This window comes from Nonomuraea sp. NPDC050394, from assembly GCF_044459065.1.
Taxonomy (GTDB): domain Bacteria; phylum Actinomycetota; class Actinomycetes; order Streptosporangiales; family Streptosporangiaceae; genus Nonomuraea.
The window spans coordinates 941350-967762 of record NZ_JBITIO010000003.1 but is presented as its reverse complement, the minus strand read 5'-3'; the positions used below and the strand labels follow the sequence as shown (position 1 = coordinate 967762).

At 70.7% G+C, this 26413-nt stretch carries 33 protein-coding genes and 1 pseudogene; 11 read left to right on the top strand and 23 right to left on the bottom strand.

Annotation, left to right across the window (positions count from 1 at the left end):
- The 18 genes and pseudogenes from ACIBKY_RS17515 to ACIBKY_RS17430 all read right to left on the bottom strand — a co-directional run.
- Positions 1–240: helix-turn-helix transcriptional regulator (locus tag ACIBKY_RS17515; RefSeq protein ID WP_397097669.1), on the bottom strand; the 240-nt coding region annotated here is incomplete at its 3' end.
- 738 nt (positions 241–978) lie between these two features.
- A complete protein-coding gene (locus tag ACIBKY_RS17510) occupies positions 979–2397 on the bottom strand; it encodes an AAA family ATPase (protein ID WP_397097668.1) in 1419 nt (472 codons plus the stop codon).
- A 61-nt stretch (positions 2398–2458) separates the two neighbouring features.
- On the bottom strand, positions 2459–2800 hold the full coding sequence (locus tag ACIBKY_RS17505; RefSeq protein WP_397097667.1) for a hypothetical protein: 342 nt from the start codon (positions 2798–2800) through the stop codon (positions 2459–2461).
- Entirely contained in the window at positions 2797–3639 is an 843-nt protein-coding gene (locus ACIBKY_RS17500; RefSeq protein WP_397097666.1) for a DUF2303 family protein, read from the bottom strand. Before ACIBKY_RS17500 ends, ACIBKY_RS17505 begins: the two co-directional genes overlap by 4 nt.
- Complete coding sequence (locus ACIBKY_RS17495; protein WP_397097665.1) at positions 3636–4004, bottom strand: hypothetical protein; 369 nt, start codon at positions 4002–4004, stop codon at positions 3636–3638. The genes ACIBKY_RS17500 and ACIBKY_RS17495 overlap by 4 nt, the downstream gene beginning before the upstream one ends.
- On the bottom strand, positions 4001–4579 hold the full coding sequence (locus ACIBKY_RS17490; RefSeq protein WP_397097664.1) for a WhiB family transcriptional regulator: 579 nt from the start codon (positions 4577–4579) through the stop codon (positions 4001–4003). The genes ACIBKY_RS17495 and ACIBKY_RS17490 overlap by 4 nt, the downstream gene beginning before the upstream one ends.
- On the bottom strand, positions 4576–5115 hold the full coding sequence (locus ACIBKY_RS17485) for a hypothetical protein (RefSeq protein ID WP_397097663.1): 540 nt from the start codon (positions 5113–5115) through the stop codon (positions 4576–4578). The genes ACIBKY_RS17490 and ACIBKY_RS17485 overlap by 4 nt, the downstream gene beginning before the upstream one ends.
- On the bottom strand, positions 5115–5252 hold the full coding sequence (locus ACIBKY_RS17480; protein WP_397097662.1) for a hypothetical protein: 138 nt from the start codon (positions 5250–5252) through the stop codon (positions 5115–5117). Before ACIBKY_RS17480 ends, ACIBKY_RS17485 begins: the two co-directional genes overlap by 1 nt.
- Complete coding sequence (locus ACIBKY_RS17475) at positions 5249–5644, bottom strand: hypothetical protein (RefSeq protein ID WP_397097661.1); 396 nt, start codon at positions 5642–5644, stop codon at positions 5249–5251. The genes ACIBKY_RS17480 and ACIBKY_RS17475 overlap by 4 nt, the downstream gene beginning before the upstream one ends.
- Positions 5641–6381 (bottom strand): exonuclease domain-containing protein, encoded by a 741-nt coding sequence (locus ACIBKY_RS17470; RefSeq protein ID WP_397097660.1) that lies wholly within the window; start codon positions 6379–6381, stop codon positions 5641–5643. The genes ACIBKY_RS17475 and ACIBKY_RS17470 overlap by 4 nt, the downstream gene beginning before the upstream one ends.
- Positions 6378–7544 carry a hypothetical protein gene (locus ACIBKY_RS17465; protein ID WP_397097659.1) on the bottom strand — a complete coding sequence of 389 codons (1167 nt, stop codon included), beginning with the start codon at positions 7542–7544 and terminating at the stop codon, positions 6378–6380. Before ACIBKY_RS17465 ends, ACIBKY_RS17470 begins: the two co-directional genes overlap by 4 nt.
- A gap of 2 nt (positions 7545–7546) precedes the next feature.
- Positions 7547–8503 (bottom strand): hypothetical protein, encoded by a 957-nt coding sequence (locus tag ACIBKY_RS17460; RefSeq protein ID WP_397097658.1) that lies wholly within the window; start codon positions 8501–8503, stop codon positions 7547–7549.
- Entirely contained in the window at positions 8500–8709 is a 210-nt protein-coding gene (locus tag ACIBKY_RS17455; RefSeq protein ID WP_397097657.1) for a hypothetical protein, read from the bottom strand. The genes ACIBKY_RS17460 and ACIBKY_RS17455 overlap by 4 nt, the downstream gene beginning before the upstream one ends.
- Positions 8706–9116, bottom strand: coding sequence for a hypothetical protein (locus ACIBKY_RS17450; RefSeq protein ID WP_397097656.1), 411 nt, complete (start codon positions 9114–9116; stop codon positions 8706–8708). The genes ACIBKY_RS17455 and ACIBKY_RS17450 overlap by 4 nt, the downstream gene beginning before the upstream one ends.
- A complete protein-coding gene (locus tag ACIBKY_RS17445) occupies positions 9113–9331 on the bottom strand; it encodes a hypothetical protein (RefSeq protein WP_397097655.1) in 219 nt (72 codons plus the stop codon). Before ACIBKY_RS17445 ends, ACIBKY_RS17450 begins: the two co-directional genes overlap by 4 nt.
- Positions 9331–9849 carry a hypothetical protein gene (locus tag ACIBKY_RS17440; RefSeq protein WP_397097654.1) on the bottom strand — a complete coding sequence of 173 codons (519 nt, stop codon included), beginning with the start codon at positions 9847–9849 and terminating at the stop codon, positions 9331–9333. The genes ACIBKY_RS17445 and ACIBKY_RS17440 overlap by 1 nt, the downstream gene beginning before the upstream one ends.
- A gap of 75 nt (positions 9850–9924) precedes the next feature.
- Positions 9925–10110: a helix-turn-helix transcriptional regulator gene (locus tag ACIBKY_RS17435; protein WP_397097689.1), complete on the bottom strand. Its 186-nt coding sequence runs from the start codon at positions 10108–10110 to the stop codon at positions 9925–9927.
- A 51-nt stretch (positions 10111–10161) separates the two neighbouring features.
- Positions 10162–10311: pseudogene (locus ACIBKY_RS17430) on the bottom strand (helix-turn-helix domain-containing protein); the annotation flags it as partial.
- Positions 10312–10609: 298 nt separating this feature from the next.
- Between ACIBKY_RS17430 and ACIBKY_RS17425 the strand changes: the two are divergent.
- The 4 genes from ACIBKY_RS17425 to ACIBKY_RS17410 all read left to right on the top strand — a co-directional run bounded on the left by ACIBKY_RS17425 (position 10610) and on the right by ACIBKY_RS17410 (position 13061).
- A complete protein-coding gene (locus ACIBKY_RS17425) occupies positions 10610–11065 on the top strand; it encodes a hypothetical protein (protein WP_397097653.1) in 456 nt (151 codons plus the stop codon).
- A gap of 129 nt (positions 11066–11194) precedes the next feature.
- Positions 11195–11593 carry a hypothetical protein gene (locus ACIBKY_RS17420; RefSeq protein ID WP_397097652.1) on the top strand — a complete coding sequence of 133 codons (399 nt, stop codon included), beginning with the start codon at positions 11195–11197 and terminating at the stop codon, positions 11591–11593.
- Positions 11594–11607: 14 nt separating this feature from the next.
- On the top strand, positions 11608–11886 hold the full coding sequence (locus tag ACIBKY_RS17415) for a hypothetical protein (protein ID WP_397097651.1): 279 nt from the start codon (positions 11608–11610) through the stop codon (positions 11884–11886).
- Positions 11886–13061 carry a tyrosine-type recombinase/integrase gene (locus tag ACIBKY_RS17410; protein ID WP_397097650.1) on the top strand — a complete coding sequence of 392 codons (1176 nt, stop codon included), beginning with the start codon at positions 11886–11888 and terminating at the stop codon, positions 13059–13061. Before ACIBKY_RS17415 ends, ACIBKY_RS17410 begins: the two co-directional genes overlap by 1 nt.
- 202 nt (positions 13062–13263) lie before the next feature.
- Here ACIBKY_RS17410 and ACIBKY_RS17405 read toward each other — a convergent pair whose 3' ends face one another.
- Genes ACIBKY_RS17405 through ACIBKY_RS17385 form a run of 5 tightly spaced genes read right to left on the bottom strand, consistent with a single transcriptional unit; the run spans position 13264 to position 17289 of the window.
- On the bottom strand, positions 13264–13410 hold the full coding sequence (locus ACIBKY_RS17405) for a hypothetical protein (protein WP_397097649.1): 147 nt from the start codon (positions 13408–13410) through the stop codon (positions 13264–13266).
- Between the two features lie 4 nt (positions 13411–13414).
- Positions 13415–14014, bottom strand: coding sequence for a response regulator transcription factor (locus ACIBKY_RS17400; protein WP_184971824.1), 600 nt, complete (start codon positions 14012–14014; stop codon positions 13415–13417).
- Entirely contained in the window at positions 14011–15084 is a 1074-nt protein-coding gene (locus tag ACIBKY_RS17395; RefSeq protein ID WP_397097648.1) for a sensor histidine kinase, read from the bottom strand. The genes ACIBKY_RS17400 and ACIBKY_RS17395 overlap by 4 nt, the downstream gene beginning before the upstream one ends.
- Entirely contained in the window at positions 15081–16217 is a 1137-nt protein-coding gene (locus ACIBKY_RS17390; RefSeq protein ID WP_397097647.1) for a sensor histidine kinase, read from the bottom strand. Before ACIBKY_RS17390 ends, ACIBKY_RS17395 begins: the two co-directional genes overlap by 4 nt.
- A gap of 49 nt (positions 16218–16266) precedes the next feature.
- Complete coding sequence (locus ACIBKY_RS17385) at positions 16267–17289, bottom strand: hypothetical protein (RefSeq protein WP_397097646.1); 1023 nt, start codon at positions 17287–17289, stop codon at positions 16267–16269.
- Positions 17290–17379: 90 nt separating this feature from the next.
- Here ACIBKY_RS17385 and ACIBKY_RS17380 point away from each other — a divergent pair, with 90 nt between their 5' ends.
- The 7 genes from ACIBKY_RS17380 to ACIBKY_RS17350 all read left to right on the top strand — a co-directional run bounded on the left by ACIBKY_RS17380 (position 17380) and on the right by ACIBKY_RS17350 (position 26269).
- On the top strand, positions 17380–18294 hold the full coding sequence (locus ACIBKY_RS17380; RefSeq protein WP_397097645.1) for an LLM class F420-dependent oxidoreductase: 915 nt from the start codon (positions 17380–17382) through the stop codon (positions 18292–18294).
- 65 nt (positions 18295–18359) lie between these two features.
- Positions 18360–19850 (top strand): 3' terminal RNA ribose 2'-O-methyltransferase Hen1, encoded by a 1491-nt coding sequence (locus tag ACIBKY_RS17375; RefSeq protein WP_397097644.1) that lies wholly within the window; start codon positions 18360–18362, stop codon positions 19848–19850.
- Entirely contained in the window at positions 19843–22314 is a 2472-nt protein-coding gene (locus tag ACIBKY_RS17370) for a polynucleotide kinase-phosphatase (protein ID WP_397097643.1), read from the top strand. Before ACIBKY_RS17375 ends, ACIBKY_RS17370 begins: the two co-directional genes overlap by 8 nt.
- Before the next feature lie 97 nt (positions 22315–22411).
- Positions 22412–23983 (top strand): carboxylesterase/lipase family protein, encoded by a 1572-nt coding sequence (locus tag ACIBKY_RS17365; RefSeq protein WP_397097642.1) that lies wholly within the window; start codon positions 22412–22414, stop codon positions 23981–23983.
- Complete coding sequence (locus tag ACIBKY_RS17360; RefSeq protein WP_397097641.1) at positions 23983–24648, top strand: response regulator; 666 nt, start codon at positions 23983–23985, stop codon at positions 24646–24648. Before ACIBKY_RS17365 ends, ACIBKY_RS17360 begins: the two co-directional genes overlap by 1 nt.
- Positions 24645–25784, top strand: coding sequence for a sensor histidine kinase (locus ACIBKY_RS17355; protein ID WP_397097640.1), 1140 nt, complete (start codon positions 24645–24647; stop codon positions 25782–25784). Before ACIBKY_RS17360 ends, ACIBKY_RS17355 begins: the two co-directional genes overlap by 4 nt.
- 32 nt (positions 25785–25816) lie before the next feature.
- Positions 25817–26269, top strand: coding sequence for a GNAT family N-acetyltransferase (locus ACIBKY_RS17350; RefSeq protein WP_397097639.1), 453 nt, complete (start codon positions 25817–25819; stop codon positions 26267–26269).
- The last annotated feature ends 144 nt before the right edge of the window (positions 26270–26413 follow it).

Genomic DNA, 26413 nt, shown 5'->3' with positions numbered 1-26413 from the left:
GAGCCAGCGCGGGGTGCCGGGCGTGATCTCGCTGGCCTTCAGCCACGCCTCGTAGCTCGCGGCCGGGATGCGCACGCCGCGCTTGCCCGCGCGGATCGCGCCCTCGAACTCGCCTGCGTTGACGGCCCGGTAGATGGTCATCGGGGCGACGCGCAGTTGTGCGGCGATCTCGGCGACGGTGAGGTACTTGTCTTCGCGCGCGGGCTCGTCAGCCAACGTTGTCGTGTTGGTGCTGGTCATGGGTTGGGTTCCTTGATGTTGAGGATGTAGGGGCGTCCGCAGGGTGCGGTTCGGTGTGGGTGGTCGGTGGGGGCGTGCCAGTGGGTGCGGGTGCAGTGGGGGCATGCGTGTACGTGGAGTTGCATGTAGCCGGTGTTGGGGCTGATGACGATGTGGGCGTCGGCGCGGTGAGGGTGATGCAGATGTCGGCTTTGTGTGGCTGGTTCATGTGGGGGCAGACGGTGGCGCATGTGGGGGTGCAGTAGCCGGTGTCGTCGGGTTGTCCGCAGGTGAGGCATCGGGGGTTGCAGTCGCCTGTGATGAGGCGTCGTGGGGGTCTGCGGTGGCGGGTTCTGGTGTCCCGGTCTGGGGCTGTCCGGGACCCCGTCCTCTCTATAGAGAGGAGAGGACGGGGACAGGTCCCGGCCACGCTGCCCGGCTCAAGATCGTCTAGCTGTCCGGGGCCTGTCCGGGACAGGTGTGAGCTGGGCTTTTGCTGGTGATCGTCTTGAGGGCCGGACAGGTCAAAAAGAGTCTGAATACCCTCGGGGGGTTTCTGGCTAGTGCGGCGCTGCGACCTGCGGCTACGTGTAACAGACAAATGTTCTGCCTCCTGTCCGGGACAGCGCGAACGGCAGGTCACAGATTTGCGACACACCTGCCAGGGGGTATTTAGCGATCTTGTGCGGGCGCCTGTCCCGGACAGTTCCAAGATCTTTAGACAGGTCCGTACGGCGTCCCGGACAGCCCGGCGGGCGCTCACTTCAACCCCGCGCGGCGCGCCGTGATGGCCGCCGAGATGGTCTCGTTCGACGCCCTCTTCCCCGCCGCGGCGAGCTCCTCGCGGATCGCATCCCGACCGGCGTCCAGAGGCACGAGCAGCTGCTCCAGGAACTCCACGACCTGGGCGACCTTCGGCGGCAGCCCCGAGCCGCCGACGGCGAGCTCGTGGTGCAGCGGGTCGGCCCGGCGGCGCAACTCGATCAGCGGCACGCCGTGGTTCGCGCGGGACATCTCACGCTTCAGGTACAGCGACGTCTCGGACACCTTGACCAGCAGCCACACGGCGTCGACGTCGGCGCCCTTTGCGCTGGAGCCTCGCTGGCCTTTCTCCAGGTCCTTGCCGGAGTGGTCGAGGCGGATGACGGAGATGCCCATGCCTTTGAGGGGGGCGAGGGCGTGCCGGTAGAGGTTGGCGAAGGTGTCGGCGTCGTTCTCGCTGCCCTCGATGACGCGCGAGACGGTGTCGATCACGACGAGCACGGGCCGGTGGTGCTTGGCCAGGGCGAGCAGGTGCTGCCCGCCGGAGGCGGAGTCGAGGACGGGCAAGCTGGGGAAGCTGAAGTAGATCAGGTTCTCCTGGAGCACCTTGAGGTCGTTGGGGCCGTAGCCGAGGTTGGTGAGGCGCTCCACGATGTCGGCCTGGCTGTTCTCGATGTCGACGTACAGGACGCGCTCGGGCGGCCGGGCGGGTTGGCCGAGGACGGGTCGGCCGGTGGCGAGGGCGGCGGCGATTTCCAGGGCGAGGAGGCTCTTGCCGGCCTTGGGCGGGCTGTAGAGGGCGATGGAGCGGCCGCGCTCGATGAGGTTCTCGACCAGCCAGGGGACGTCTTCGGGCTGGGAGGAGAAGGCGATGGGCCAGTCGATGGGCGTGTAGAGAGCTGCGACGGCGTTCGTGGCGTCGGCGCTGGTGTGTGCGACGTCTCCTACGGCCTTGGCCAGCTCGTCCTGGACCGCGATGAGGGCGTCGGCGACGGTCTGGGTGTCGGGGGCGTTGTTGATCCATTGGAGGCCGCGAGTGAGGGCCTGGAGGGCTCGGCGGGTGGTGGCGTGCCGGTTGACGATGCGGGCGTGCCAGACGGGGTCTCCGGCGATGGGGGCGTTGCGGAAGAGGTCGGCGAGGTAGAAGTGGGTGCCTTCGGGGGCGCCGACGTTGTTGATGGTGCCGTCTGTGGTGAGTTTGTCGGCGACGACGTGGGGATCTGTGGGGCCTTCGGCGTCGACGAGGTCGAGGATGGCCTTGTAGATGATGCGGTGGCCGGGGTGGAAGAACGCTGCGGGGTCGGGCAGTGCTGTGCGGACGTGGCTGACGACGTAGGGGGTGGTCATGCAGATGCCGAGCACGGCTTGCTCTGCGGCGCGGTCCCAGAGCGTGGAGTCCTGCTCGGTGGTGATCAACCGTGCTCCCGGGGGGTGGTTCGTGTGCTGGTGGACTGCGGATGGTGGTCTTGGCCTGGGCCTATGGGTTTCTGAGGCGCTGGTTGCGTTCCTTCTGTTCGGCGACGGTGGTCTTGGCCGCGGCCTGGACAGCCGGGGAGGCGCGGCGTTTGCCGGTGGCGATGTTGCGGGCGTCGGTGACCCAGCTGTCGGCGAGCGAGGGGTACGGGTTGTGGGGCGTGTACGAGGGGCATTCGCCGCAGTAGCAGCGCTTGGGTGCGCAGTGTCCGCCGGTGGGTTCGGGTCGGCCTGCGAGGGCTGAGGGGGTGTGGGCGGGGCAGCGTGGGCCGGGGAGGTAGGGGCGTGTGGGGGTGGCGCCGCAGTGGGTGGCTGCGGCGCCGTTCCAGTGGGTGCAGGGGGTCATCCGGCGGCCGGGGTGCCGCGCATGATGGTGATGCCGAGCTCGGTCTGGAGCTTGTCGACGACGGTCTTGACGGCGTCGCGGCGGACGTTGTCGGCGTTGTCGAGCAGGTAGCCCATCTGCAGGGCGCCGCCCTGGATGCGGTAGCGGAACCGCGCGGTGACCACGTACGGCTCGCTGTCGTCGAACGGGGTGAGCCCGAGCTCCAGCTGGCCGGGAACCTCGATCTGGCCCTTGGCGCCGGCGCCGGCGTCGGTTTCCTCGGTGAAGACGAGCCGCTTGTTTCCGTTGGCCAGCACGGTCGCGCTGTTGAAGGTGACGCGGGTCTGGGTCTGGAAGTGCTGGACGAGCTCCAGCATGTCGGCGGCGGTGGGCTTGCGGATGTCGGCGCGGTTGTCGTCGATGAAGTCGGCGAAGTCGGCCTGGCGGATCAGCTTGCGGTCGTGGTAGGTCCAGCGCTTCCAGGCGTCGGTCTCGGCGAGGGTGAGGGTGAGGCGGTGGTCGCCCCAGCGAGCGGAGGCGTCGGCGTCGAGGTTCTCGGTCTCGCAGTGGGCGTTGAGGACTGCGGTGATGGTGCCCGCGTCGATGTTGACGTAGGTCTCGGAGTAGGGGTCGGCGTGCTTCTTGTAGTAGGTGAGGAAGCTGGCTGCGTCCTCGACGCGCACGGTGCCGGTTTTGCGGCGGGGGTGTTCGAGGTTGCGGTCGAGGAGGTCGATGGTGGTCACGTGGTTGTCGTGCTTGAAGGCGTAGATGCCGCCGGGCTCCAGGCGCTCGGCCAGTTGCGCCTCCTGGAGGGCTTCGATGAGGGCGTCGTTCTCGGTCCGGGTGGCGGTGGTGGTCACTGGGCGAGGTCCTTCGGCTGGTTGGTGGGGAGGTCGACGCGGCGCAGGCCGGGCAGGGCGATCTGTCGGGGGTCGTCGCGGAGGAGGTTTCCGGAGTCGTCGGCGAAGAAGATGGCCGCGCGCGGCGGCGCCTTGGGTGCCTTGAGGGTGACGTCGCCGCTCACCGCCAACGCGTCCTCGTTGCCCTTCATCGGTTCGACGACGATCTTCAGGGTGAGCTCACCCTTCTTGCCGTGCTCGCGGACGGCGGCCACGAGGTCCTGCATCAGGGCGGCGGCCTGGTCGGCGACTTCGCCGGCGCGGATCTCCTGGAGGATGGCGGCGAACGGCCTGGTCTGGCCGGTCGTCGTATCGGTGTCGGTCACGTGCTTCCTTCCGTATCGGTTTCTGCTCTGGCCTCGCGCTCCATCCGGCTCGTGCAGGCGCGGCAGTCGAAGCGGCGGTGGACGCGGTCGGGTGTCCACTTGGCGAACTGGTGGAGCGGTTTGGTCTCACCGCACGACCGGCACTCGCGGGGGATGCCGTCGAGCGTCAGGACGGTGCGCTCGGTGGGGGTGAGGGCGGCGACGACGCCGCTGGTGCCGGCGTCCTGGGGGAGGGCCAACACCCAGTCGCGGCACTCGGTGAGCACGGGGCAGCCGCAGCAGAGTTCGCGTGCTCGGGCGATGGTGTCGGGGTCGGTGGCGTCCATGAGGTCGGGCTGGCCGATGCAGGGGCCGACGCCGTCCCAGGTGGGCATGTAGCTGACCTCGGGCATGTCCAGGGCCTCTGCGGGGGTCTGTTTGCTGATGGCGATGTAGCGATCAGCGGTGCGTCGGGTGACACCGAGTCGGTCGGCGGCCTGGGTGATCGTGAAGCCGCGGGCACGCAGTTCGGCGAAGCTCTCCCGGCGGCCTTGCGCTTGGTAGTACGGCCCGCGGGTCGTGGCCAGAGCACTCATGGGACAAGCCCTTTCGGCCATGCGACCTTGGCCAGTGCGTCGCGCTGTGCCTGGGGGAGGGTGACGGGCGGGTGGCCGAGGTGGTCGAGGCCTGCGGCGCGTAGCCACCAGGCGTCGACCTGGTTGTCGTCGCGCAGGTCCAGTCCGGCGCGCTGGAAAAGCGCCATACGCATGTCCGGCTTGGTCGCGCCCCCGCGGCCGGTGGCGTACTTTTTCAGCGTCGTCGGGGGGACGACGGCGTACGGCACGTCGAGGGCGGTGAGGCGGTAGACGATGTGCCACCACAGCCCGGCCGCCTCGTGGTGCCCGGAGCCGAGCGCCCGCGAGTAGGCGGGGCCCTCGATGACGACGAGGTCGGCGGTCTGGGCCATGCCGTCGCCGAAGATCTCGCTCGCGATGTAGGCGAAGCGGTCGCAGCCGCGCAGGTCGCCCGCCTTGATGGTGCGGATGCCCGGCTTGATGGTGCGGGTGCCGGGGGTGTCGGCCAGGCCGGTGGCGGTGAGGGAGAGGTCGAGGCCGACCACGAAGTGGGTCATCACACCTCCAGGGCGGGGATAGAGGACGGACGGGCGGCCGGGGCCGCGCTCACCGTCACCAGGAGCGCGAGCGCGGCGGCGGCCAGCAGGCCGAGGAGGACCCCGGCCAGCAGGGCGACGACAGCGAGGCGGGTCACGAGCGCCCCCACTGCTCCAGCGAGGTGCGGGCGTCGTGGAGGATCTCGACGAGATCGGCAGTTGTGCGGGCATGGGCGGCGCGGTTGAGCAGGTCGCGGTAGGTGTCCCGCTCCTCCTCCAGCGCGACGCAGGCGGCCTCATGCACGCACTCGTCCGAGCCGTCGCACTCGGCACGCTCGGCGGGCGGGAGACCCTGCTCGGCCTCCAGCACGCTGACGCCGGCCGCGACCGCAGTGAGCAGGTCGCGCGCCCATGCGAGGTCGTCGAGGATCAGGTCGTCGCCGTTCCCGAACGCGACGGGTACCGCGGGCTGGCCGGTCTCGTGCCGGATGAGGTCGCCCGCGAGCGGCTTGCCGAGCGGGTGCCAGGTGGTGCGTCGGATGGTGCTCACGCCAGGACCTCCGCGGGCTGGTAGGGGATGAGGGGCCACTCGTCGCGGACGTCGCCGTGCGGCTTGCCCTGCTTGGCCAGGTACTGCCGGAAGCTCGCCGCCTGCTCGGCCTTCGCCCGCACCTGCAACTCGTGCAGCTCGTGCAGCGGCATGGCGGCGATGCGCGGGTTGCGCTGAGCGATCCGGTACGCCACCCGGGCCGACACCAGCGCGTCGGCCTCGCAACCGTGCGCTGCGTCGCCGATAGGCACGCCGTAGTGCGCCGACATCGCGGTGAGTGTCCGCTTGCCCTTCCGGTACGGGTCAACCTTCTTGTCCAGGCAGTACGGGTCGATCACCACCGCACAGGCGGCGGCGACCCGGTCACCGAACGGCTCCATGCCGCACCGGCGCGACTCCCTGTCGAGAAGGGAGATGTCGAAGGGCGCGTTGTAAACGACCAGCGGGAGCCCGGCATAGACCGACGCCAGAATGGACTCACAGATCTCGTGGATCGCGGCATCGACGTCCTTGCGGCCCTCGGCCCGGATGCGCTCGGTCGTGTACCCATGTATCTCGGCCGCCGAGGCGGGGACGTCGATGCCGGGGTCGAGCACCCAGCTCTGGGTGACGACGCTGCCGGCCGAGGGGTCGATCTCCAGCACGGCGGCGGTGAGGACACGGTCCTCCTCGATGCTCACCCCGGAGGTCTCAGTGTCCGCGCTGGCCATGGGCTGGGTGTGCCAGGTGGCTGTCAAAACGGCACCTCCGCCTCGGCACCGGTGGCGACCTGCACGGGCTCGTTGAACTTCCCGGCCTGGACGAGCTTCAGGAACGCAGCCAGCTCGCCAGCGGTCGCGGCCTGCGACTGGACGCCCATCGCGCCGTGGATCGCGGTGTGCAGCTCGGCCATGCCGCGCGGCCACGCGGCCACGATCTGCTGCCACACCAGGTCGCGGTCGGCGCCGGGCGCCGGGGCGGCCTGGGCCTCGTCGGCGGGTGCGGGAGCTGCGGCGAGTGCCTGCCCGGCGGCCTTGAGCCGCTTGCCGATCGCGGTCATCTCGTCGGACTGCGCCTGCGTTGGCGAGATACGCGAGGCGGCTGCCTCGTCCCAGATCACCTTGAACTCGGCGAACGTCGACACCGCGCGGGCCCGCGTGAGGAAGTTCTCCGCGCTCGGTCCGGCCGGTGCCGCCTCGATCTGCTGGCGCTGCGGCTGCTCGACCGCCGGGCGCTCGGCCGCGCCCAGCTCTGCCACCGCACCCTCACCGGCGAGCAGCTGCGCGGGGGTCACCGCCACGTCGAGCTTGGGCACCATGAACTGCGCGACGTTGCCATCCTCGCGGACGATGCGCTTCTCCTCCATGGCCAGCCAGGCGTCCACGTAGCCGTGGGTGCCCGCCAGGAAGTGAGCGACCTCGGGCAGCTCGGTGGCCGCGTAGTAGCCGTGGGAGGTCAGCAGCCACACGCCGAGCCCGGGGACGTCGCGCAACATGACGTTGAGGCGCGTGGTGATCTGGCACGCGCGCCGGTCGGGGTCGCACATGCACGGCTGGTCGGACTTCTGCTCGGTCTCGCCGTCGCAGCGGCGGACGCACTTCGACCCCTTGTACATCTCGTACCACTGGGTGACGGGCTCGCGCGGCGGAACGAGCACCGGGAGCCGATCGGCGTCGGTGAACACCTCCCACTCGGCCGGGCCGCCGTTGGCCGGGGTCCACGCCTGTACGGCACCGCCGTACAGCGCGGCGACGTCCTCCAGGAGCGGGCGGGATGCGGAGGTGAGGCGGAAGCGGTTGAGCTTCTCGGGGCGCAGGATCGGCTTGCCGGTCTTCTGTGACACCTTGCCGGTGTCGACGACGCGGCCGATGCGGATCTCGCCGAGCTGTCGCATGCGGCGCTGGAGTTCGATGATGGGCATGGTCAGGCCACCTCCTGGGCCTGGCGGACAGGGACGGGGAGGGCGGCACCGATCACGGTGGGCGCGATCTCGGCGGACCACTCGGCCACCTGGAGCGCGTGCAGAAACTTCTCGAAGACGTCGGCTCCGCACCGCACGGGGTAGACCCGGTAGCCCTCGGGCCGCAGATGCAGGACCACGCCCTCGTCGTGGGTTGCCGGCATCGGCTCGCGGGTGCCGTCACGCAGCCAGCACACCTCCGCGTGCCGGTAGGCGCTCATCTGCATCCCGGCCTCGGGGTAGACACCCTTGAGCAGGCCATTGGACAACCGGACGTCCAGTTCGCCGCCGGTTTTCGTGTCACCGAGGGCGGAGCGTCCCTCGTGGATGTAGGGCGAGCGCAGGATGTAGTCGAGCTTTCCGGCGTAGCCGTGCTGGTAGCTGCCGACGACCATCTCGGACGCTTCGAAGACGACCTCGTACTCGGCGACGAATCGGAGGAAGTTCTCCACGTAGGGGCGCATCTCGGGGTCGTCGAGCAACTCCCGTGAGATGGGCTCGTCAAGGACGTGAGCCTCGATGATCTGGTGCACGGCGTCGCCGATGTCCGCGCGCTCGTCCTTCTTGCGCGTGTGAGCCCGCCGGAGCCAGTCGTACGTCTCCTGTGCGTCGGCGGGGTGGCGCGAGGCCCGGACGAGTCGCGGCAGGTGCTCCATCGCGGTTTCGGCGGTGATGTTCCCAGCCCAGTACGGCAGCGCCGGCTTGGGCACGCCCTTCTCCAGGACGGTGGTGACGCGGCGGAGCTTCGTGCCGGTGGTCGGGTCGGTGTACCAACCGCGGGCGGGCTTCGGGATGCGGGCGGTGCCGATGGGCACACCGCTGCCGGGGCACGGGTCGCCGTTGGCCTTGTGCTTGCGGATGGTGCCGTCCTTGTTGACCTGCTGTTCGGTGGTGCAGGTCGGGCACGCGTGGGTGGTCACGGGCGGCTGCTTTCTGGGGCCGTGAGCCCGCCCGCGACGCGGGTGCCCTGCGGCCGGTCGAAGGGGTAGGGGTGGGCCCCCGCCGCGTGGGCGGGGGCCGTGACGTCGTCGTCGCGGAGGAGTGCGACCCAGTCGTCGGCGTCGTTGTCGATGGCGGCGTGCGCGTCTTCGCGGCGGGCGCGGCGGCGCGCCAACAAGCCGGTCACGTCTGCCGCCCGGCGGCCTCGTGCGCGTCGGCCATCGCCGCCAACTGGGCGGCCAGCTCGCGGGCCTCCGCCGGGTCGAGCTCCCACACATCGACCCCGCGCGGGGTGAGCACGATCCCGTCGGAGGTCAGCGCGAGCAGGTCCCCGCCGTCCTCCCACTGGATGCCCAGCTCGGCGGGCGGCTCCAGCACGATCGCGGACGTGAGCCGGGCCTCGGCCTCGCGGAGGCGCACGAGGACGGCGCCCATACGCTCGCCCATGTACGACGTGAGGTTGAGACAGAAGAGGTCCTCGCCGCCGCCGGGCTGCGGGTGCTCGTGGGCCAGGCGCTGCCGTACGGTCTCGGCGAGGTGTTCAATCAGGGCATCGGTGGCTGAGATGCTGGTCAGCCGCGCGAGCTCGCTCATCGGTCACCGCCGATGCAGCCGCCGGAGATGAGCGTCAGCTCCATCCCCACCGGCACCACAGCCGACTCAGCCGCACACCGGCAGCGCGCGTCCTGGAACAGCACCGCCACCTGGGCGCCCGCGACACGGTGCACGAGGCAGATGCGGACCGGCTCGCCGCCGTTCCACTCCGGCGCGGACACGAGCTGGCCCTGGTGCAGGTCGACGGCCACCATCACGCACCAGCCGAAGCGGTCTCGCGCACCTGCTCGGCCTCGCGGACGATGCAGTAGACGCTGACCGGGACGCCCGCGAACGTGCTCGACGCGCGCACCGTGGTGCAGCCGCCGTCCGTCCGCTCCGTGCACTCCACCATCAGCAGGGCAGCGAACTCGGCGACGGTCTCCCGCTTGAACGCGTGGCCGGACAGTTCGCCGGGGGCGAACGAGTTCAGCGACCAGTTGATCTCAGCCGGGCTGGTGCGGACGAGGGTGGCCAGCGCGACGGCGGCGCGCTGGCGGGCAAGCCGGTCGAGCAGCTCGTCGGACACCGGGCTCCACACGCCGTCGGCGCCCTTGACGACGAGTACGGAGTCAGGGAAGCGGGTCGTCAGGGCGCGGTGCATGTCGCGGGCCTCGGCCTGGTCGGTGGTTGGCTCGGTGCTGCTGATCGGGTCGCCGTCTCGCCAGATGTGGACGGCGTAGCTGATGTTCATGGGGTCGAGCTGCTGCTCGGTCTGGGGGATGATGTTCATGAGACTTGCGTCCCTTCTCTGTGGGGGATTGCGGTCTGCGAGGTCCGGCCCTGCACGGCTGGGCCTCGCCGCGTTTCAGGACTGAGCGGCGCGCTTCTTGATCCACGCCTCGACCGAGGCGACGGAAACGCGCGACTTGGGCTTTTTGGAGCCCTTACGGGCGACGTCAACAACGGTCAGTTCGCCGTCGGCGACGAGTCGGTAAGCGTGGGCCCGCGAGACCTTCATCGCCTTGCCGGCCTCGGGGATGGTGAGCAACACCTCACCCTCACCTCCGTTGGAAGAATTTGCTGACAGTGGATGTGAAAAAAGGGTCCCGACCTCGCATCCCAACGCGGCGGCGATCCGCTCGGCTGTTGCCGCGCTGCACGTCTGTCGGCGGCCGGATGTCAGGTGCTGGATCGCCTGCTTGGACAGGCCTGCTGCGGATGCGAGGGTGGCCGTGTCGTGGTGGCCTGCCATGAGCTCACGCAGGAGTGCGCGGCTTCGGAGGGCCAAACCGGGACGCCCAGACACGTGGGGAGACCTCCTGAGACGTTGGAAGAATTTTCCAACACTCTAACCACACCCAGAGACTCGTGTCCACCACATGGACAGTTGGACCCCCATGTAGCCGGGAGGATCTGGTTTGATAGCGGGATCTTGTTGTCTGTCATGTCTCGGGATACAACGGGGCGAAACGGCCCCCTGTAAGAATCATCCAACAGTCATGACTCATAACAGGGGTTGCAGTTAGGCGAGGGCTACCACGAGAGGCGTCATGATGCCGCCGCGAGACATCAATGGCACCACCAGCGAGTACCCGTTCACGACGTACATCCAGCAGTACCTGGAGCGTACAGATCTGAGCGCAAGAGCGCTGGCCAGGCAATCGGCAGACCCCGAGACCGGCCAAAAGCTCAACCACACCTACGTGTCTGCTCTTGCAGCGAACGACGTTCCCAAGGCGCCAGAGCTGTGGCGTTTGCGGTCGCTAGCAGCAGCGATGTCGAAGACCGGCGAGGCATTGAGTGAAGGCGAGTACCGCCGGCGCTACGAGGAGCTCAAGCGACTGGCCGCCGCCCAATGGCTCGACCTCGGTGAGGTCCTCCAGGTGCAGACCGGGAGTGGCAGCTGGGTCACGGTCAATGTGCCGCCGGGCCTGTCCGAGGCGGGCCGGCAGGACGTGATCAGGTGGGCCGAGAGCATGGCGAAGAATTTGGATCAAGCAGACTGACCATTTGAGTCCTGACCGGAAGGTGGCTGTACGCTTACTTGTCGTAAGAATCTTCAACCATTCCGTTGTCCCAGGCGTCACACTGTCGTTCCAAAGCTCAAATGCCCGGAAAGACTCGGTGATGCTCACATGGCCGGAACGGTCCGCTATCGCCTCCTCCCGTCCCACCAGCTCCCGTACGGCCCGATCTGCATCCGCCGCAACGCGGTAGGCAACATCACCGTCGCCGTCGACGAGACCCAGATGGACCCCATCCTGGGCCCCACCATCGCACGCCTCAGCGACGGCATCCTCGACGTCGGCAGCGTCACGCCGCTATCCCAGGTACGGGTGCACCGGGATCACGCAATGGCCGCTGACGAGCTCGTCCTCGTCTCCATCGAAGCCGCCACCGTCGAGGTGTTCCTCCCCTCCGACTTAGTCAAGCCGGCCGTCACCGACCAGCTCGGCGTCCACGGCACGCTCGCGCTCCGCGAGCTCATGCGCATGTCCCCGATCATCGGCCAGGGCCCCCGCCCGGCCGCGTAGCCAGGGAGGTATCCATGCACCTACGCAAGACACGATCCGGCCGCTGGCAGGCCAACGTCCGCCTGCCCGACGGGAGCCGCCGCTCCGCGACGTTCGACCGCCGGGCCGACGCGGACGGCTGGGCCCGTCGCGCAGAGGCTGCAACCCAGGTTCTGGCCGCCACGAACCACCTCACGCTCACCTGGGCGGTTGACGGGCTCAACATCCACATCCCCGATGACCTCATCACCATGGACCGCGCACTCGTCCTAGAACGCCTGCTCAAGGAGGTCTTCGCCGGGGCGGAGGGCTGATGGCGTCCTTCCGGAAGTTGCCATCGGGACTGTGGCAGGCCGTAGTACGCCTGCCGTCGGGCAAGCGGATCACGAAGACCAGCAAGCTCAAGAGCATCGTCAAGACCTGGGCCACCGAGCAAGAGGACAAGATCGCAAAAGGGCGGCGGATCAACCCGAACGCTGGCCGGATCACGGTGGGCCAGTGGTACGCGAAGTGGTGGCCGGCCCGCGTCGTCGAGGATGAGACGCGCCGGGGTGATTCCGGCCAGTTCACCAACCACATCCTGCCGTACTGGGAAGAGTGGCCTACGGGCGAGATCGGCCGCATCGACGTGCAGACCTGGGTCCGGACGATGGAGCGGCAAGGAATCGGGCGCCACGCGATTCGCCGCTCTTACAACCTGTTCTCCACGCTGCTCGGAGACGCGGTGCTCGAGGACCTGCTCCAGATCAGCCCGTGCCAGAAGATCGATCTTCCACCTACGCCGCCGAAGGCACCTGCGTGGTTCACTCGCGGCCAGGTCGATCAGATCGTGTGGCGCCTCCCGTCCGGGCACGCGGCGATGGTCGAGCTCATGTGCTACAGCGGCCTCCGGTGGGGTGAGGCCGCGGCCGTGGCTGGTGCTGACCGAGACAACGAGACGGGCAACCCGATCGACTGGCTTCGTGGGCGCATCCTCGTCCGGGGATCTCTGACGCAGAAAGGCGTGTGGAAGGAGTATCCGAAGAACAGCTCATCGCGGCGTGAGGTGCCGGTGCCGCGCCATGTGCTCGATCTCCTGGCACCGCTCTTCGAGGGCCGGGCGACGGATGCGTGGGCGTTCGTGGCTCGCCGGCGCTCCCCGAAGACGGGGGAGTTGCCGACGCTGTCGGGGGCGAACTTCCGTGTGGTCTGGTATCAGGGGATCGACGCCGCGAACGAGGCGATTGAGAAGCAGAACGAGGAACTGCCGAAGGCCAAGCGGATGGGTCTGGTGCCTCGGCTTGACGTGCATGACTGCCGTCACACGGCGGCGAGCTGGCTGGTGCAACAGGGCGTTCCTCTCTATGACGTGAAGGCGCTCCTGGGCCACTCCTCGATCCAGACCACGCAACGCTATGCACACCTGGCGCCGGATGCGCACGACGCGGTGGAGGACGCATGGTCGAAGATCATCGCGCATCAGCAGCGCACAGCGGCCTCTGGCATGTGATCACAGGCCGTTGACCTGCTTCAACGCCGATTCGACGCCTTCCCGATGACCCACCACGTGGAGTGCGTGGCCCTCCTGGTCAAGGCGTAGCAGCGGGGACACAGGGTACGGCTCGCGCCGTGGTTGGGCAGACCAGGTCATGAGGCGGCGGGAGATCGGCCGGAGCAGGCTCAGGGTCACGAGCCGTCAGCAGATCGCCCAGTTACGGGCCCAGCGAGCCCACCAGCGGCGATGACGTAAAACTCAGAACGTCGTCCGGCTGGACAAGAAGGTCCACTTCATTATGCTGACGGCGCTGCCGGCCGCCATGGTGATCGCGCTGGTGCTCGGGCGGCTTGATCGCCGTCATGCGGCTACAGCCAGCCCATGCGCTGGGCGGTGCGGATGGCCTCCAGGCGGTTCTGGGCGTTGAGTTTGGTCATGGCGCTGGACAGGTAGTTGCGGACGGTGCCTTCCGTCAGGTGGAGTTCGGTGGCGATGCGGGAGATGGGGGCGCCGTCGCCGGCCAGGCGCAGGGCGTCGCGTTCGCGTTCGGTCAGCGGGCTGTCGCCGGCGGCCATCGCGGCGGCGGCCAGTTCGGCGTCCAGGTAGCGGCCGCCGGCCATCACCTTGCGGATGGCCATCGCCAGCTCTTCGGCGGAGGCGTCCTTGCCCAGGAAGCCGCTGACTCCGGCGGCCATCGCGCGGCGCAGGTAGCCGGGGCGGCCCAGGCTCGTCAGGATGACGATCTTGCACTGGTCGCTGATCTGCTCGGCGGCGGTCAGGCCGTCCATGCCGGGCATCTCGATGTCGAGGACGGCCACGTCGGGGTTGTGGGCCCGGACCGCGGGGACCACCTCGTCGCCGCGGCCGACCTGGGCGACGACCTCGATGCCGTCCTCAAGGTCGAGCAGGGCGGCCAGGGCGCCGCGGATCAGGTGCTCGTCGTCGGCGAGCAGGACGCGCGTGGTCATACCGCGGCCCGCAGCAGGTAGACGCCGTCGGCGGCGCCGGCGCTCAGCGTGCCGCCCGCCGCGCTCAGCCGCTGGGACAGGCCGCGGAGCCCGCCGGGCTCGCCGGCGTCCGGCGAGATCCCGTCGTTGGACATCTCCAGCACCCCATTCTTGATCGTGATCGTGCACCGCTGGGCGGTGCTGTGCTTGAGGATGTTGGTGGCACCCTCGCGTACCACCGCGGCCAGCAGCGTGCGGGCCTCGGCGGGCAGGTCGCCGGTGTCGTCGGTGTCGATCGCGCAGTGCACGTCCGCCGCCTCCAGCACGGCGCGCACGCTCGCGAGCACCTCGCCGAGGTCGAGCGCCCGATAGTTCTGTACGGCGGTGCGAACCTCCCGCAGCGACCGCCTGGCCAGGTCCCGCACCTCGAGCATCTCCGCCGCCGCCCGCTCCGGGTCGGCGCCCAGCGTGGTCTCGGCCCGCCCGGCCCCGGCGGCGATGTCGGCGAGGCTCTGCCCGAGCAGGTCGTTGAGGTCGCGGGCGAAGCGCAGCCTTTCCTCCGATACGGCCAGCGCCGCCTTGGCCTCCTGGCCTGCGTAGGCTTCCTGGGCGATCCGCCAGATCCGTACGTTGGCGAGGGTGCCGCCGGTGACGATCAGCGTCAGGACCATCGTGATGAGGACGAACGGGAGGCCGCCGAGGATGGCCACGTACACGAACGTCAGCCCGGTGACGACGGCGGCCATGATCCAGAAGACGCGCCTGCTCAGGAACGGCGACACGATCCCGAGCCACACCGGCACCAGCCAGACCATGGAGAAGGCGGCGAAGGCAAGCGTGATGACGGCGGCGACCGCCAGCAGGAGGGTCGGCCGCCGGCCGCCGCGGGTCGCGATGCGCAGCGGCCGGGTGGACAGCGCGAAGAAGACCAGGAGCAGCGCGAAGGCGGCGACGATCACGGGCTTGGGCGCCCAGTTCTCCTCCCAGGCGAGGGTGAGCTGGATGAGGCTGAGGAAGGCGGTGAGGTTGATGAAGTCGTTGGAGTACAGGAACAGCCACCGGATCCTGTCGAGCTTGCCGGCCCGGATCATGCCGGGACCGCCGCGCGCAGGAGGAACTCGCCCGAGCCCGAGTCCGAGTCCGAGTCGGTGACGGACGCGGAGGCGGAGAAGGTGCCGCCGGCGGCGGTGAGCCGTTCCGACAGGCCGCGCAGGCCGCTGCCGGTGGTGCGCCGGGGGCCTTTGACGCCGTTGTTGCGCATTTCCAGCACGCCCCGGTCGATGGTGATGGCACAGCGCGTGGCCGTACTGTGCTTGAGGATGTTGGTGGCGCCCTCGCGTACCGCCCAGGCCAGTAGCGTGCGGGCGGCGGGTGTCAGGTCGTCGATGTGGGCCTTGACCGTGCAGCGGGCGCCGGCGGCCTCCAGGGTGGCGCGTACGGTGGCCAGTTCCAGGGACAGGTCGAGTGAGCGGTAGCCCTCGACGGCGGCCTGGACCTCGGCCAGCGCGACTCCGGCCAGTTCGCGGACCTGGGACATCTCGCCCGCGGCGCGGCCGGTGTTCTTGGCCGACAACTTCGCCGCGAGTTCGCTCTTGATGCTGATCACCGACAGGCTGTGGCCGAGCAGGTCGTGCAGGTCGCGGGCGAAGCGCAGCCGTTCCTCGGCGACGGCCAGGCGCGACTTGGCCTCCTGGCTCTCGTGCGCCTCCTTGATCGTGCGCCAGAGCCACACCCACAGCCACATGGCCAGCGGGGTGATCACCAGGGTGACACTCTCACCTACCAGGGCCACGAACAGGGACATCTCGGAGACGTAGACGGCGAGGGGGATGGTGATGGCGGCGAGGGCGACGCCGAAGGCGACGCTCACCCGCCACGGGACGTTGATCGCCAGGCCGGCCAGCCACAGACCGGCGACGATCTCCCAGGTGCTGGTGCCGAGGCCGGGCGGGATGAGCGTGATCGAGGCCAGCATGGCCAGGCCGGAGACGACCAGCAGGACGGTGGGTCTGGGCTTGTCGTCGTAGGCGGCGCGCAGGATGAAGGGGAAGAGGGCGAACTGCGTCAGCAGGAGCACCGCGACGAGGAGCGCGCGCTCCTCGGAGAGCGTGCCGATGGCGGCGAGGCTGAACAGCATCGCGATGAAGGCGACCGCGATGAACGCGATCATGCCGTCCATCCAGTAGAGCAGCACTTTTCTGGCCAGCTCCGGCCGGGCCGCCATCAATGCCCCTCCTCCGACAATTGCCCCCTGACGCGGAGAATCCTACTGTTCACGCACGGGTGCGCCAGAGGATACGCGACACCGGCTGAGACGGAGTCGCCCCGCGCATCGACAGCCAGGCCAGCTCGTACCGGGCGGCGAACGTCGTCAGCTTGCGCGCGTCGATCTCGCCGAGGTCGCCGGGGCTGAGCAGCACCGAGGTGAGCGCGAGGCTCCGCCACGCCTGGGCGGGGTCGGTGATGCCCAGCGTCCGCGCGATCTGCCCATGAGCCGCCCGTACGGCTTCCGCCACCCGCCGCATCCGGCCCTCGGGCGCGTCGCGGGGCTCGATGGCGGCCAGCAGGTTCACCGTGGAGATCCGGGTGCCGGCGTCGTGGGTGAGCTTGAGCAGGGCCGCGTCGTGTTCCGACAGCCCGCCGGGCCCCAGCGGGAAGGTGAAGGTGAGGTGCAGCGGCCGCTCCTGCTGCAGCGCGCGCAGCGCCCTGGCCCGGCGCAGCACCACGTCGGCGTTGGCGCTGTCGCGGATCTCGAAGTCGGCGAAGCGGGCGTCGAACGCGCTCAAGACCCGGCGGTAGGCGGCGGTCAGCGAGGTGGTGCCGTCGCAGGCGTCGGCCAGTTCCCTGCCCGCGGGGCCGCCGAAGGACAGGCCCGCGTCGGCGCCGCCGGCGCGCAGCTTGCCGATGCGGTTGGCGACCGGGTTGCTGCCGGGGTCGAGCTTGCCGCCCCACTTGGGCACGCAGCCGTCGCCGCCGGAGACCACGTGGCCGAGCGCGTACCAGCGCACGCCGGTGCGGCGGCTGTGGTCGGGCAGGTTGAACTCGGGCGTGCGGGCGGTGTCGACGAACGCCAGGAACGCGCTGGGTCCCTCGGCGGCTAACGGCCGCGGGGTGGCGGTGACCGTCGGCGCCGGCTGCGGGGGCTTGGCGGGGGCGGCCACCGGGGTCTCGGGGGTGGCCCGTGCCGGGAGCAGCCATACGGCCACGCCGGTGGCGGCGGCCAGAGCCAGGGCCGCCGCCATCACGATGGAGCGCGGGGGAGTGCCCGGCTCTCTTTTGCGCCGGCTGTTCGGCATAAGCGACCCTTCGTGGCTGGGCGGCTACCGAAAGTGAAACTAGCAAGGCTACACGGGGGCGCGAGGCCGTTCTCCGGATTTAATGGGCCTATGAAGTTGAGGATCTTCACCGAACCGCAGGAAGGCGCCTCCTACGACGAGCTGCTGGCCGTCGCGCAGGCCACCGAGCGGCTGGGGTTCGACGCGTTCTTCCGTTCCGACCACTATCAGCGCATCGGCCAGGGCGATCCGGGCAGCGGCTCCACCGACGCCTGGATCACCTTGGCGGGCCTGGCCAGGGAGACCTCCCGCATCCGGCTCGGCACGCTGGTCTCGCCCGCGACCTTCCGCCTGCCGGGCCCGCTGGCGATCAGCGTCGCCCAGGTCGACCAGATGAGCGGCGGCCGGGTCGAGCTCGGCTTCGGCACCGGCTGGTACGAGAACGAGCACACCTCCTACGGAATCCCGTTCCCACCGGTCGGAGAGCGTTTCGACCGGTTCGAGGAGCAGTTGCGGATCGTCACCGGCCTGTGGGACGCCGAGGGCACCTACTCCTTCGACGGCGCCCACTACCAGCTCAAGGACTCGCCCGCGCTGCCCAAACCGGCGCAGCGCCCGCACCCGCCGATCATCATCGGCGGCTTCGGCGCCAAGCGCACGCCCCGCCTCGCGGCGAAGTACGCCGACGAGTTCAACGTGCCCTTCCGCACCGTGGACGAGAGCGGCACCCACTTCGACACGGTACGGCAGGCCGCCGACGCGGCCGGTCGCACGGTGCGCATGTCGGTGGCCCAGACCGTCTGCGTGGCCGCCGACCAGGCGGGGCTGGAGCGCCGGGCCGGGGCGATCGGCACCGACCTGGCCCAGCTGCGCGTCAACGGCCTGGCCGGGACGCCGGCGGAGGTGCTGGGCAAGCTGGAGCAGTTCTCCAAGGTGGGCGCCGAGCGCGTGTATCTCCAGGTCATGGACCTGACCGACCTCGACCACCTGGAGCTGATCGCCGCCGAGATCCTGCCTCACGTGTAAAGCCGCCGCCGGCGGGCGGCGATTTTAGTTGGCGCCGCCCGTACCGGATAAGTCAGACTTCCGGAGTGCTATTGACGATCTCGACCACCGCCGAGCCGGCCACTGACCTGGGCTTCCTGCTGCACAAGCATCCCGACCGGGTGCAGGAGTTCCGTCAATCGACGGGAACGGCGACGGTCTTCTATCCAGAAGCGGACGAGCGACGGTGCACCGTGGCCCTGCTGCTGGAAGTGGACCCGGTGGCGCTGGTCAGGTCGAGCGGCAAGAGCTCGCCCGACTTCAGCCTGTCGCAGTACGTCAACGACCGGCCGTACGCCGCCTCCTCGCTGATGGCGGTGGCGCTGGCGGACGTGTTCAGGACGGCGCGGGCCGGGCGGTGCAAGGCGCGGCCCGAGCTGCCGGGGACGCCGCTGCCGCTGGAGATCGCGCTCGTCTGCAGGGGCGGGGCGGATCTGGCCCGCGGGGTGTTCGAGCCGCTCGGGTGGGCGGTGGAGGCGCGGGCCGTACCGCTGGACGAGGGGTTTCCCGAGTGGGGCGACTCGCGGTACGTGCGGCTGACGCTGCGCGGGACGCTGCGGCTTGCCGACGCGCTCAACCAGCTGTACGTGCTGCTTCCGGTGCTCGACGACGCCAAGCACTACTGGGTCGCGCCCGACGAGGTGGACAAGCTGCTGCGGGCCGGTGAGGGGTGGCTGCGCGAGCACCCGCTGCGCGGCGTGATCGCCCGCCGGTACCTGGGGCGGCGCTGGACGCTCGCCCGCTCGGCGCTGGCCCGGCTGGCCGAGCTCGGCGACGAGACCGAGGAGCAGCTGGAGCCCGCGGTGTCGGAGGAGGCGGCGCCGGACGAGACCGCCGCGGACGAGGCGGTGGCGGCCGAGACCGAAGAGGCCCTGGCCGGCACTCACGAAACGCAGGAGACACCGGGGGCGCAGGCGGAGACCGGCGGGCCGGCGAAGGCGCGGCCGCTCAACGTACTGCGCCGTGAGGCGGTCCTGGCGACCCTGGAGGAACTGGGCGCCACCAGCGTCATCGACCTCGGCTGCGGCCAGGGCGAGCTGGTCGGCGCGCTGCTGGCCAGGCCGCGGTTCACCCGGATCGCCGGCACGGACGTCTCGCCGCTCGCGCTGGCCATCGCCGCCCGCAAGCTGCGCCTGGAGCGCATGTCCGACAGCAAGCGGGCCAGGCTCACCCTGTTCCAGGGCGCGCTGACCTACACCGACAAGCGCTTCGCCGGCTATGACGCCGCGGTGCTCATGGAGGTCGTCGAGCACGTCGACCCGCCCAGGCTCGCCGCGCTGGAGCGGGTGGTGTTCGGCGCCGCCAAGCCGCAGCACGTGCTCGTGACCACGCCGAACGTCGAGTACAACGTGCGCTACGAGTTCCTGGACGGGCTGCGCCACCGCGACCACCGCTTCGAGTGGACGCGCGCGGAGTTCGCCGCCTGGTGCGCGAGCGTGTGCGAGCGGTTCGGCTACACCGTCGGCCTCCGGCCGGTCGGCGAGGAGGATCCCGAGCTGGGGCCCTCGACTCAGATGGGGGTGTTCACTCGTGGTTAGCGTTCCCGAACTGTCCCTCGTGGTGCTGGTGGGGGTCTCGGGCAGCGGGAAGTCGACCTTCGCCGCCAAGCACTTCAAGCCGACGCAGATCATCTCCTCCGACTTCTGCCGCGGCCTGGTCTCCGACGACGAGAACGACCAGAGCTCCACCCCCGCCGCCTTCGACCTGCTCCACCACATCGTGGGCGTACGGCTCGGCCGCGGCCTGTTCACCGTGGTCGACGCCACCAACGTGCAGTACCAGGCCCGCAAGAGCCTCATCGAGCTGGCCAGGCGGCATGACGTGCTGGCCGACGCCGTCGTCCTCGACGTACCCGAGGACGTGGCGATCGCGCGCAACGAGGCGCGGCCCGACCGCGACTTCGGCCCCGGGGTCGTCATCCGGCAGCGCAAGGACCTGCGCCGCTCCCTCGGCAAGATCAACAAGGACGGCTTCAGGAAGGTCCACGTGCTGCGCGGCCTCGACGAGATCGAGAACGCGCAGGTCACCTACGAGAAGGCGTGGAGCGATCTGCGGCACCTGCACGGGCCGTTCGACATCATCGGCGACGTGCACGGCTGCCGCGCGGAGCTGGAGCGGCTGCTGGCCGAGCTCGGCTGGCAGGGTACGCACCACCCGGAGGGCCGCACCGCGGTCTTCGTCGGCGACCTGGTCGACCGCGGCCCCGACACGCCCGGTGTGCTCCGCGTCGTCATGGACATGGTCGAGGCGGGCACCGCCATCTGCGTCGCGGGCAACCACGAGCAGAAGCTCGTACGCGCGATGAACGGCCGCAAGGTCCGCGTGGCGCACGGCCTGCGGGAGTCGCTCGACCAGCTCGCCGCGAGCGACCCGGCCTTCGTCGAGCGGGCGCGGACGTTCATGGACGGCCTGCTCAGCCACTACGTCCTCGACGACGGCAAGCTCGTCGTGGCGCACGCCGGTCTCAAGGAGGCCTACCACGGGCGCGCCTCCGGCCGGGTGCGCGCGTTCGCGCTCTACGGCGACACCACGGGCGAGACCGACGAGTACGGGCTCCCCGTACGCTACCCGTGGGCCGAGGAGTACCGGGGCCGGGCCATGGTCGTCTACGGCCACACCCCGACGGTGAAGCCGGAGTGGGTCAACAACACGATCTGCCTCGACACCGGTGTGGTGTTCGGCGGCGAGCTGACCGCGCTGCGCTACCCGTCGCGCGAGCTCGTCTCCGTGCCCGCCGAGCAGGTCTGGTACGCCTCGGTCAAGCCGCTCGGCGGCCACACCCGCGACCCCGGCCAGCTCGACATCAACGACGTCCAGGGCACCCGCTACGTCGAGACCCGCTTCGGCCCGCGGGTCAAGGTGTTCGACACCAACGCCGCCGCGGCGCTTGAGGTCATGAGCCGCTTCGCGGTGGACCCGCGCTGGCTGATCTACCTGCCGCCGACCATGGCGCCGCCGGAGACCTCCCAGCTCGACGGCTACCTGGAGCACCCGGCGCAGGCGTTCGAGGAGTTCGCCGCCGCCGGGATCACCGAGGTGGTGTGCGAGGAGAAGCACATGGGCTCGCGGGCGGTCGCCGTACTGGCGAGGACGCCCGAGGCGGCGGCGGCGCGTTTCGGCGTGACGGACGGCAGCGCGGGCGAGGTCTTCACGCGCACCGGGCGGCGCTTCTTCGACGACACGGCGCCGCTGGTCGAGCGGCTGCGCGCGGCCGTGGCGCCGCTGTGGGACGAGCTCGGCGCCGACTGGGTGGTGCTCGACTGCGAGCTGCTGCCGTGGTCGGCGAAGGCGGGCGAGCTGATCAGGTCGCAGTACGCCTCCGTCGGCGCGGCGGCGCGCACGGCGCTGCCCATGGCCACCTCGCTCCTGGAGACGGCGGCCGGGCGCGGCCTGGATGTGAGCGGCCTGCTGGACCGCACCCGGCGCCGCCAGGACAACGCTGCCCGCTTCCGCGAGGCTTATGCGCGCTACTGCTGGCCCGTCGACGGCCTGGAGGGGGTACGGCTGGCGCCGTTCCAGATCCTGGCCTGCGGGGACGGGCAGAGCGGCCGCAACACCGCGCTGGAGCCGCACGCGTGGCACCTGTCGGCGCTGGGCCGCCTGGACTCCGAGCTGATCACGCCGACCAGGCACGTGTTCGTGTCGCTGGACTCGGACGAGTCGCGGGCGGCGGCGACGGCCTGGTGGGAGTCGCTGACGGCGGCCGGGGGCGAGGGCATGGTGGTCAAGCCCGCCGTGTACACGCCCGGCCGGGTGCAGCCCGGCGTCAAGGTGCGCGGGCGGGAGTACCTGCGCATCATCTACGGCCCTGACTACACCGAGGCGCTGGAGGTGCTGCGCCGGCGCTTCCTCGGCAAGAAGCGGTCGCTGGCCCTGCGCGAGCACCAGCTGGGGCTTGAGGCGCTGTCGCGGCTGGCCGAGGGCGAGGCGATGTGGCGCGTGCACGAGCCCGTCTTCGCCGTGCTGGCGATGGAGACCGAGCCCGTGGACCCGCGCCTCTGACAACTTCCGGTCGCCCGGTCGCAACTTCCGCGGGTGCCGGGGGCCGCGGCGCCGATCGTACGGTGGCGGTCCCAACGGCGTTCGGAAGGAAGTCGTCATGAGAGCGTCCCTGCTCGCGGGGCTCTGCTTGCTCCTCGTCTCGGGGGCCGCGCACGCCGCGGCCCCCGAGCCCACCGTGGTCGAACTGGACTCCGGCCGGATCCGCGGCCAGGCCGGAGCCGCGGTCACCACCTTCAGCGGCATCCGGTACGCGCGTGCGCCCGTCGGCCCGCTGCGCTGGAAGGAACCCGTCAGGCCCGAGCCGTGGGCGGGCGTGGCCGACGCCACCAAGCCGGGTGAGCAGTGCACGCAGACGGAGGCCGGCAAGCGGGCCGGCGCTGAGGACTGCCTGTTCGTCAACGTCACCGTCCCGGCCAAGCGCACGGGCAGGCGGCTGCCGGTGATGGTGTGGCTCCACGGGGGCGGCTACACCACCGGCTCCGGCGCGGCCTACGACGCCCGCCGCCTGGCCGCCAAGGGGGGCGTCATGGTGGTCACGGTCAACTACCGGCTCGGCGCGTTCGGCTACCTCGGCCTGCCCGGCCTGGCCGGATCCGGCACCTTCGGCCTGGCCGACCAGCTTGAGGCGCTGCGCTGGACCAAGCGCAACGCCGCGGCCTTCGGCGGCGACGCGGGCAACGTGACGGTGTTCGGGGAGTCGGCCGGCGGGATGAGCACGTGCGCCCTGCTCACCTCCCCCGCCGCGCGCGGGCTGGCCGACCGGGCGATCATCCAGTCCGGCTCCTGCATGCTGGAGTGGGTGAGCGGCACGTACCTGCCGATTCCCGGCATGCCGGCCTTCACGCCCTACGTCCCGCTGAAGGCCAACCACGCCACCGGCCTTGAGGCGGCGAGGAAACTGGGCTGCCCGGCGGGCGGGGAACTGGAGTGCCTGCGCGCCAAACCCGCCGCCGCGCTGATGCCGGTCAACGAGAGCTTCTCCAGCAATCTCGCGTACGGCACGCCGCTGCTGCCCCGCGAACCCGCCGAGGCGCTGCGCCAGGGCAGGTTCCTGAAGATCCCGGTGCTGTCCGGCGGCACCAGGGACGAGGGCAACGGCTTCATCTCCGGCGCCGCCCAGGCCGGGTTCCCGGTGACGGCGGAGAACTATCCGCAGCTCATGAAGGGCGCCTTCGGCACGCACGCCGAGGCCGCGATGAAGAAATACCCGCTGCGCGCCTACCGGAGCCCGGCCCTGGCCTGGGCCACCGTGGCCGGCGACCGGGCCTGGGCCTGCCCGACGCTCTGGGCGGACCGGGAGATGGCCGAGCACACCCGGGTCTACGCCTACGAGTTCGCCGACGAGAAGGCGCCCAACCTCGGGCGGGTGCCGGCCGGCTTCCCGCCGGGGGCGCAGCATGCCAGTGAGCTGCCGTACCTGTTCGACCTGGGCGGACAGCCGTGGGACGACTTCACCGCCGGGCAGTGGCGCCTGGCCGACCAGATGATCGCCGCCTGGACCTCCTTCGCCCGTACCGGCCGGCCGTCCGGCTGGCCCGCCTTCACCGGCGAGCGCGCCGTCAGCCTCAAACCGGCCGAGCAGGGCGGCGTCGGCCCCGTCGACCTGGACCGGGCGCACCGGTGCGGGTTCTGGAGCGGGACCCTGTCCGGGGAAGAGACACTGGGGTGATGACAGACTCGGCAGGCGTGATCAGGGTGCTGCTCGTCGACGACGACCCGATGGTCCGCGGCCACCTGCGGACCATCCTCGGCTCCAGCCCGGAGATCGAGGTCGTGGGGGAGGCGCGCGACGGGGCGGAGGCGGTCGAGGAGGTCCTGCGGGGGCGGCCCGACGTGGTGCTCATGGACCTGCGGATGCCGGGCGTCGACGGCGTCACGGCCACCCGGGAGATCGCCGCGCTGGCCGGCCCGCCCACCGTGATCGCGCTGACCACCTTCGACTCCGACACCCACGTGCGCGCCGCGCTGGCCGCCGGGGCGAGCGGCTACCTGGTCAAGACCACGCCCGCCGAGGACCTGCTCAACCTCATCAGAGTCGCGGCCGACGGGCACGTGGTCATGTCGCCGATCGCCGCGCGACGCCTGGTGACCCAGTCCGCGCGCGGCGAGAGCGCCCGCGCCAGGATCGGGGAACTGGCCGAGCGCGACCGCGAGGTGCTCGTCTGCCTGGGCGAAGGGCTCACGAACCCGGAGATCGCGCAACGGCTGTTCCTGTCGGAGACGACCGTGAAGAGCTACGTCTCGCGGCTGCTGACCAAGCTCGGCCTCACCCACCGCACCCAGGCCGCGCTGCTGGCCCACCGGGCGGGGCTGCTGCCCGGTGATCCGCCGTGACCGGGCCCGGCCTCAGCGCGGGCGACCGCCGTACAGTCGTGCGGGCCTCGTGGGGCGCGGCCGTCCTGTGCGCGACCGCGCAGGTCTTCCTGTTCGCGGGCAGCGGCCAGGTCACGGAACTGGTCGTGAACCTCCTGGTCGACGTCTGTCTTCTCGGCGTGGTACGGCTCCCGCGTACCGTCGGCGCGCTCACCCTGGCCGCCACGGCGGCGACGGCCCTGAGCGCGGAGACCACGCAGATGTCCGCTCCGCTGGCGGCGCCGCTCGTGGTGTCGTTCCTGGTGTACATGCTGCCGTGGCGCCAGGCGTTCGCCTTCGCCGCCGCGCTGGCCCTGCTGGCGATCCCGATCTGGGCGCCGACGTGGACCGCGCTGTACTTCGCGCTGTCGGCCACGGCGCTGCCCGCCGTCGTGGCGCTCTGGCTCAAGACCCGCTACGAGCTGATCGGCTCGCTGCGCCGGCGGGCGGAGCTGGCCGACGCCGAACGCCGTCTGCTGGCCGAACGCGCCGAGGTCGCCGAGCGGCGTCGGCTGGCCGCCGAGATGCACGACATCGTCACCCACCACGTCACCGAGATCGTCCTGAACGCCGAGGCGCTGCGCGTGACCGCCCGCGACGAGCCGGCCCGTACCGCGGCCGACCAGATCCGCCGTGCCGGGGCGCGCACGCTCAACGAGCTGCGCGAGCTGATGCAGGTGGTCGCCGGTGACGAACTGCCGGGCACGAGCGTGGGCGGCCGGGCGCCCGACCGCGACACCGGGGGAGACCTGGCGGAGCTGGCCTCGGGGGAGGGGGTCACGCTCGCGGTCACGGGTGACGCTTCGGCGGTGCCCGCGGTGGTGGCGCGGGCGGCGTACCGGGTGGTTCAGGAGTCGCTGACCAACGCCCGCAAGCACGCGCCCGGCGCGCCGGTGACGGTCTCGCTCTCCTACTTCGACGACCGGGTGGAGGCCGAGGTCCGCAACCCCGCGCCCCGCTCCACCCCCGCGCCCGGACTGGCCGCGGCAGGCTCCGGGATGGGGCTGATCGGGCTGCGCCGCAGGGTGTCGCTGCTGGGCGGGACGTTCGCGGCCGAGGACGACGCGCAGGGCGGGTTCGTGGTCACCGCCACGATCCCCACCGACCAGCGGCCCTGAACTGTCGGTGGCGGGTGCCAGACTCCTTCGGCATGACCGTAGATGTGCGGCTCCGCGCCGTGGAGGAGGCCGACCTTGAGACGTTCTTCGAGCAGGAGCACGACGAGGAGGCCAGCGCGCGGGCCAACTTCCCCTCCCGCCCGCGCGAGCGGTTCATGAACCACTGGCGGGCCAACATCCTCGGCGACCCCGACGTCCTGGTCAGGACCGTCACCGTGGACGGCGCGACGGCGGGCAACATCGTGTCCTGGACGGAGGAGAGCCGCCGCTTCCTCGGCTACTGGCTGGGCCGCGAGCACTGGGGCAAGGGCGTCGGCACCCGGGCGCTGACCCTCTACCTCCAGGAGGAGAAGGCCCGCCCGCTGTACGCCGACCCGCACAAGGGCAACACCGGCTCGGTGCGGCTGCTGGAGAAACTCGGCTTCAGGCACGCGGGCACGATCGTCCACGACGGCGAGGAACACTTCATGCTCATCCTCGACTGACCCCCGGACCCCCGCACCCCCGCACCCCCGGACCCCCGCACCCCCGGACCCCCGCACCCCCGGACCCTCGCACCTCGGGACCCCCGCACCTCGCGACCCCCGGACCCCCGCACCTCGCGACCTCCGGACCCCCGGACCCCCGGA

What these genes read in the sequence shown, in the direction of transcription:
- ACIBKY_RS17505 (WP_397097667.1), bottom strand. Translation starts at nt 2,800, where the DNA reads ATGACCCCCTGCACCCACTGGAACGGCGCCGCAGCCACCCACTGCGGC.
- ACIBKY_RS17490 (WP_397097664.1), bottom strand. Translation starts at nt 4,579, where the DNA reads ATGAGTGCTCTGGCCACGACCCGCGGGCCGTACTACCAAGCGCAAGGC.
- ACIBKY_RS17485 (WP_397097663.1), bottom strand. Translation starts at nt 5,115, where the DNA reads ATGACCCACTTCGTGGTCGGCCTCGACCTCTCCCTCACCGCCACCGGC.
- ACIBKY_RS17465 (WP_397097659.1), bottom strand. Translation starts at nt 7,544, where the DNA reads ATGCCCATCATCGAACTCCAGCGCCGCATGCGACAGCTCGGCGAGATC.
- ACIBKY_RS17450 (WP_397097656.1), bottom strand. Translation starts at nt 9,116, where the DNA reads ATGAGCGAGCTCGCGCGGCTGACCAGCATCTCAGCCACCGATGCCCTG.
- ACIBKY_RS17445 (WP_397097655.1), bottom strand. Translation starts at nt 9,331, where the DNA reads ATGGTGGCCGTCGACCTGCACCAGGGCCAGCTCGTGTCCGCGCCGGAG.
- ACIBKY_RS17440 (WP_397097654.1), bottom strand. Translation starts at nt 9,849, where the DNA reads ATGAACATCATCCCCCAGACCGAGCAGCAGCTCGACCCCATGAACATC.
- ACIBKY_RS17425 (WP_397097653.1), top strand. Translation starts at nt 10,610, where the DNA reads ATGATGCCGCCGCGAGACATCAATGGCACCACCAGCGAGTACCCGTTC.
- ACIBKY_RS17420 (WP_397097652.1), top strand. Translation starts at nt 11,195, where the DNA reads ATGGCCGGAACGGTCCGCTATCGCCTCCTCCCGTCCCACCAGCTCCCG.
- ACIBKY_RS17415 (WP_397097651.1), top strand. Translation starts at nt 11,608, where the DNA reads ATGCACCTACGCAAGACACGATCCGGCCGCTGGCAGGCCAACGTCCGC.
- ACIBKY_RS17410 (WP_397097650.1), top strand. Translation starts at nt 11,886, where the DNA reads ATGGCGTCCTTCCGGAAGTTGCCATCGGGACTGTGGCAGGCCGTAGTA.
- ACIBKY_RS17405 (WP_397097649.1), bottom strand. Translation starts at nt 13,410, where the DNA reads ATGACGGCGATCAAGCCGCCCGAGCACCAGCGCGATCACCATGGCGGC.
- ACIBKY_RS17400 (WP_184971824.1), bottom strand. Translation starts at nt 14,014, where the DNA reads ATGACCACGCGCGTCCTGCTCGCCGACGACGAGCACCTGATCCGCGGC.
- ACIBKY_RS17395 (WP_397097648.1), bottom strand. Translation starts at nt 15,084, where the DNA reads ATGATCCGGGCCGGCAAGCTCGACAGGATCCGGTGGCTGTTCCTGTAC.
- ACIBKY_RS17390 (WP_397097647.1), bottom strand. Translation starts at nt 16,217, where the DNA reads ATGGCGGCCCGGCCGGAGCTGGCCAGAAAAGTGCTGCTCTACTGGATG.
- ACIBKY_RS17385 (WP_397097646.1), bottom strand. Translation starts at nt 17,289, where the DNA reads ATGCCGAACAGCCGGCGCAAAAGAGAGCCGGGCACTCCCCCGCGCTCC.
- ACIBKY_RS17380 (WP_397097645.1), top strand. Translation starts at nt 17,380, where the DNA reads ATGAAGTTGAGGATCTTCACCGAACCGCAGGAAGGCGCCTCCTACGAC.
- ACIBKY_RS17365 (WP_397097642.1), top strand. Translation starts at nt 22,412, where the DNA reads ATGAGAGCGTCCCTGCTCGCGGGGCTCTGCTTGCTCCTCGTCTCGGGG.
- ACIBKY_RS17360 (WP_397097641.1), top strand. Translation starts at nt 23,983, where the DNA reads ATGACAGACTCGGCAGGCGTGATCAGGGTGCTGCTCGTCGACGACGAC.
- ACIBKY_RS17350 (WP_397097639.1), top strand. Translation starts at nt 25,817, where the DNA reads ATGACCGTAGATGTGCGGCTCCGCGCCGTGGAGGAGGCCGACCTTGAG.